This window comes from Micromonospora sp. NPDC049799 (assembly GCF_040656655.1).
GTDB lineage: Bacteria > Actinomycetota > Actinomycetes > Mycobacteriales > Micromonosporaceae > Micromonospora.
Genome location: NZ_JBFAMU010000329.1, coordinates 1 through 5,616 on the forward strand (window position 1 = coordinate 1; position 5,616 = coordinate 5,616).

4 protein-coding genes are annotated in these 5,616 nt (G+C 73.0%); 3 read left to right on the forward strand and 1 reads right to left on the reverse strand.

Annotation, left to right across the window (positions count from 1 at the left end; genetic code table 11):
• Positions 1-237: 237 nt before the first annotated feature.
• Positions 238-1,104 (reverse strand): hypothetical protein, encoded by an 867-nt coding sequence (locus AB0I76_RS21225; RefSeq protein ID WP_357038072.1) that lies wholly within the window; start codon positions 1,102-1,104, stop codon positions 238-240.
• A 188-nt stretch (positions 1,105-1,292) separates the two neighbouring features.
• Here AB0I76_RS21225 and AB0I76_RS21230 point away from each other — a divergent pair, with 188 nt between their 5' ends.
• The 3 genes from AB0I76_RS21230 to AB0I76_RS21240 all read left to right on the forward strand — a co-directional run bounded on the left by AB0I76_RS21230 (position 1,293) and on the right by AB0I76_RS21240 (position 5,536).
• Positions 1,293-3,413, forward strand: coding sequence for a SpoIIE family protein phosphatase (locus tag AB0I76_RS21230; RefSeq protein ID WP_357038075.1), 2,121 nt, complete (start codon positions 1,293-1,295; stop codon positions 3,411-3,413).
• Between the two features lie 60 nt (positions 3,414-3,473).
• A complete protein-coding gene (locus AB0I76_RS21235) occupies positions 3,474-4,151 on the forward strand; it encodes an HAD family hydrolase (protein WP_357038078.1) in 678 nt (225 codons plus the stop codon).
• Between the two features lie 104 nt (positions 4,152-4,255).
• Entirely contained in the window at positions 4,256-5,536 is a 1,281-nt protein-coding gene (locus tag AB0I76_RS21240) for a cation:proton antiporter (protein ID WP_357038081.1), read from the forward strand.
• The last annotated feature ends 80 nt before the right edge of the window (positions 5,537-5,616 follow it).

The window sequence follows — 5,616 nt, forward strand, 5'->3', positions numbered from 1 at the left end:
GCTGGTTCTCGTTCTGGATTTCTAATCCCTTTGTGCGGTGCACCCGCTGGGCGGGGATACGGTGGGTCTCGGTCCGCCGGACTGGCCGCTCGCCCGACTGCTCGCCGTGTGCGCCCTGGCCCGCAGGCTGGGTGCGCCGAAGCCCGCCCCACTCCCCCCGCTCTGACCCGCCACCGAGACTGAGGGAGGGCACCCGCGGTCGCGGACACCCTCCCCCGGCACGCCCTGACGTGTGCGTCAGCGGCGGAACTGCTGCGTCTCGTCGCTCACCGTCCCGGGCTGGTACGCGCCGGGCCGAGCGGCCACGCCGGACTCCTGCCCCCGCGCGATGACCTGCGTCCGCTCGGCGCCCGCACGGTCGGCCATCTGGCGCTCCGTATCGCCCCGACCGGTCGCCTGCGCGCGCCGGTGCTCCTGCACCGCCCGCGACTCCTCGGCCATCCGGTTCAGCCAGCCGTCCCAGCGGCTCTGCATCGGCTTCACCAGACCACCGCCGACGCCGACGATCAGGATGCCGGCCACCGTGGCGAGCACCGTGATCAGCACCGGGGTCGTCACCGACGTGGCGATACCCACCTGGTTCAGCGCCGCGATCACACCGAGCGCGAGGATGAAGACGGCCACCAGGTCGGCCAGGACCTTCCCGTACGCGAGCCCGCCCAGCGCCCCGGTCACCAGATCGCGGACGGCGTTGGCGATCGCGGCGGCCACGACCACGATGATGATCGCGATGAACGCGCGCGGCAGCCAGGCCACCACACCGCTGATCAGGTCACTGATCGCGTTGGGCCCCCAGACGCCGAAGGCGAACTGCAGGGTGAACAGCAGGACCGTGTAGTACGCCAGTTTCGCCAGGATGTCGCTGGCGTCGTACTTCGTTCGTTCCAGTGCACGCTTGATGCCGCCCCGCTCGACGGCCCGGTCGAAGTTGACCCGTTCCAGTGCCGCGTCCACGATCTTGAGGACAGCTCTCGCGATGAGCCATCCGACCACGAGGATCGCGATGAACGCGATGGCCCTCGGTATGAACAACAGCACCGATCTCCACATGTCGGCCACGGCATCACCGATGTCGACCTGCCTGACCGCCAGGGTTTCCGGCATGATGTCCCTCCTGTCGCATGGACTGCGCCGCGCGCTTACCCGGTCGCGGGGAAGGCACGCCGTACCGGTCCCCCCGTTTTTGCCGACAGGCCGACACAACGGCCCCTGAGCTGCCCGGACAGCCGTTCCCGCCACGCCGCAGGCCCATGATCGGAGACGTCGCGGACGGTCGGACTAGGCTGCGGGGCATGCCAGGAACGGTCGGACGGGTCCCGATGCCCCCAGCCCCGGTCTCCGGTCAGCCCGCGGCCACGGATCTCGTTCTCCATCACGACTGGTCCCGTACCCCGCTCGGGCCCTGGGCGGGATGGGACCCCTCGGTACGCGCGGCGGCCGAGCTGGTCCTCGCCTCACCGGTGCCCATGGCCCTCGCGCTCGGCGACGATCTCCTCCTGCTCTACAACGACGGGTACGCGGAGCTGATCGGCGACAAGCACCCGGCCGCGGTGGGCCGACCCGCCGCGGAGGTGTTCCCCGAGATCTGGCACCTGCCGAGCGTGGGTCAGGTCGTCGAGGACACCTACCGCACGGGCGAGCCCGTCCTGGAGAAGGAGACCACCCTTCCGCTGCTGCGGCGCGGCTCCGGCGTGATGGAGCAGGCCGTCTTCACGCGGGGCTACTCGGCGGTGCGGGACGGCACCGGCGCGATCGTCGGCGTGCTGACCGTGGCGGCGGAGACCACCCAGGTCGCCCAGCAGTTGCAGAGCCTCAGCGACTTCGCCGCCGCGCTGGCCGGCACACTCACCCTGGACGACGTCGCCCGGGTGGCGCTGCGCTGGGCGATCACCTCTTTCGACGCCGACCGGGTCGCCTTCGCGGTGGACGAGGGCGGCGGCGGCTGGCGCATCGTCCGGCGCCTGCGCGGAGAGCTGATGGACGAGGCGGACGAGCGGCTGCCCCCGTTGTGGCGCCGCACGCCGGCCGACTGGGGCGCCCCGGTGGTCGTCGCCGCCCGGAGCGGGACACCCCTGTTCGTCGAGGACGACCAGCCGCTGGCCCGGACCGCGGTGGACCGGCACGACCAGAAGATCCGCTCGCTGGCGACGGTGCCGCTGCGCGCCTCGGTGGTCCGGGGCGCCCTCACCGTCGGCTACCAGCGGCCGCACGGGTGGTCGGCGGCCGAGCGCGCGCTGCTGGCCGCCTCGGTCGAGCTGGTCGGACAGGCCGCCGAACGGGCCCGCCGGTTCGAGACCCAGCACGGCACCGCGCAGCTCCTCCAGCGCAGCATGCTCCCCGCGCACCTGCCCGACCTGCCCCTGCTGCGGATCGCCGCCCGGTACGACCCGGGCGTCGACGGCAACGCGGCCGGCGGCGACTTCTACGACGCCTTCCTGCTGCCCACCGGTGGGCTCGGCATCGTGCTCGGCGACGTCGCGGGACACGACGTCCAGGCCGCCGCGCGGATGGGTCAGGTGCGCGCCGCGCTGCGCGCGCTGGCGCTGAGCGACCCGCGCCCGGACGCCGTGCTCGCCGGCCTCGACCGGCTGGTCACCAGTCTCGGCGCCGAGGGCGGTACGCACGAACTGTTCGTCACGGTGGTGTTCGGTGTCGTCGACGCCGACCGGCACCGGCTGACCCTGGCCAGCGCCGGCCACCCCGCCCCGCTGATCCGCCGGTGCCCGCCGGACGGCGAGCCGACCGCCGAGTACCTCGACGTGCCCACCGGCGCGCCGCTGGGCCTCGGCTGCCGACCGACCACCACCACCGTCCGTTTCGCCCCCGGCGACACGCTGCTGCTGTTCAGCGACGGCGTCGTGGAGCGGCGACGGCAGGGCCTGGCGGCCGGTCTGGACGCCCTCGCCGGGGCGGTGGCCACCCCCGGCAGCGGGGACCCACGGGCGCTCTGCGCGGTCGCCACCGCCGCCGTCGGCGGCACCACCGAGGACGACGTGGCGGTGCTCGCGGTGGAGCACGCGCTGCGGCCGAGCCGGTCGGCGAGCATGGAGGTGCCGGCCGAGCCGACCGCACCGAGCCGGGTGCGGCACTGGATGACCGGCCAGCTCACCGACTGGCGGGTACCGGAGTCGGTGATCGGCGCGGCGGTGCTGTGCACCAGCGAGCTGACCACCAACGCGCTCCTGCACGCCGGCACCGCCGCCCGGGTGGAGATCGACCTCAGCCCGGAGCGGCTACTGGTCTCGGTGGCCGACTCGGGTACCCGGGGCACCGTCACCCGGGCGCAGACCGACACGTTGAGCAGCCGGGGTCGCGGGCTGGGCCTGATCGAGGAGCTGAGCGACGCGTGGGGGACCGACCCGACCGTACGCGGTTCGACGGTCTGGTTCGAGATCCTCATCCCGGCGGAGTGACCGCGTCCGGCGGTCCCGGCGGTGGCATCGGCGCCGCGTGGACGGGGTAGGAGGACGGTCATGGCCCACGAGACTCCCGCCGGTGTGCTCTTCGACGTGGATGGCACCCTGGTCGACACCACTTATCTGCACACCGTGAGCTGGTGGGAGGCGCTGCGCCAGTCCGAGCAGCCGGTGCCGATGGCGACGATCCACCGGGCCATCGGGATGGGCTCGGACAAGCTGCTCGACCACCTCCTCGGCCCGGAACGCGACCGGGACGAGGACCAGAAGCTGCGCGACGCCCACTCGACGCTCTACGGGGAGTACTGGGAACGGCTGGAGCCGCTGCCCCGCGCGGCCGACCTGCTGCGGGCCTGCGCCGAGCGGGGCCTGCGGGTGGTGCTGGCCACGTCGGCGGCCGAACACGAGGTGGGCGCGCTGCGCCGGACGCTCGCCGCCGACGACGTGATCGACACGGTCACCTGCGCGGCGGACGCGAAGGAGAGCAAACCGGCGCCGGACATCCTGCAGGCGGCGCTGGAGCAGTCCGGGCTGGACGCCGCCTGGGTGGTGTTCGTCGGCGACTCGGTGTGGGACGTCGCCGCCGCCGGCGAGCTGGACATCCCGTGCGTGGGGCTCACCTGTGGCGGCACCAGCCGGGACGAGCTGGCCGGTGCGGGCGCGGTGGCGGTGTACGACGACCCCGCCGCGCTGCTGGCCGCCCTCGCCGACTCCCCGATCGCCACCCGGAGGTGAGGGTCACCCGTTCCGGCGATCCGGACAGGAATACGGAAAGGCTTCCATGGGCATGATCTGACACCACCTGCCCGTACGCCACGGGCGGCGGGAGAGGTGGTGTCGTGGAGCCGGTAGACGTCGCGCTCGCGGTGTTCGGGGTCGGTGCGTTGCTGGCGGGGATCCTGCCGCGGGTGCTGGATCGTCGTCCGTTGTCCATGCCGATAGCGTTCCTCGGCCTCGGCATGCTGATCTTCCTGCTGCCCACCGGCCTGCCCAAGCCGGACCCGCTCGAGCACAACGAGATCGCCACCCATCTCACCGAGATCGGGGTGATCGTGGCGCTGATGGGCGCCGGCCTGAAGATCGACCGCCCGCTGAGCTGGAAGCGCTGGTCGTCGACGTGGCGGCTGCTGGCGATCGCGATGCCGCTCTGCATCGCCGCCACGGCGCTGCTCGGCTGGTGGTGGGCCGGTCTGGTGCCGGCCGCCGCGCTGCTGCTCGCCGCGGCCCTCGCCCCCACGGACCCGGTGCTCGCCGCCGACGTCCAGGTCGGGGAGCCGAACGACGACGAGGACGCCGAGGACGAGGTGCGTTTCGCGCTCACCTCCGAGGCGGGCCTCAACGACGGCCTGGCCTTCCCGTTCGTGTACGCCGCCATCGCCATCGCCACCACCAGCCTCGCCCCGTCCGACTGGTTCGTCGAGTGGCTGGGCATCGACGTGTTCTGGAAGGTCGCCGCCGGTGTCGCGGGCGGCTGGGCGATCGGCTGGCTGCTCGGCAAGCTGTTCTTCCGCGCCCCGAGCGAACTGCGCCTGGCCCGGCACTCCGAGGGCTTCCTCGCGTTGGCCGCGACGTTCCTCGCGTACGGGCTGGTCGAGCTGATCGGCGGGTACGGCTTCCTGGCGGTGTTCGTGGCGGCGCGGGCGATCCGGGCCGCCGAGCGCACCTCGGAGTTCCACGCCGTGCTGCACGACTTCGCCGAGCAGGTCGAGCGGCTGCTCACCGTGATGCTGCTGCTGCTCTTCGGCGGTGCCGTGGTCGGCGGTCTGCTGGCCCCGCTCACCTGGGAGGCTGCGGCGGTCGGACTGACGCTGATCTTCCTGGTCCGGCCGCTCCTCGGCTGGCTGTCGCTGCGCGGGGCACCGGGCCGTCCGGCGGAGCACTGGGTGATCGCCTTCTTCGGGATCCGGGGCGTCGGCTCGTTCTACTACCTGGCGTACGCCACCACGAAGACCGAGTTCCCGCAGGCGGACCTGATCTGGGCCACCGTCGGCCTGGTGGTCATCGTGTCCGTGGTGGTGCACGGCATCGCGGCCACCCCGGTCATGCAACTGCTCGACCGCGAGGGCGAACGCACCCCTCCCGACGCCGCCGAACGCTCCCCCGAACCCGCCCGCGCCTGATCCCCCGCCCGCCCCTCCCCCTCCCCGGCCCCTCCGGTTGATCAAGGGGTTTGCGCCAGGATCAGCATGGATCCTGGCGC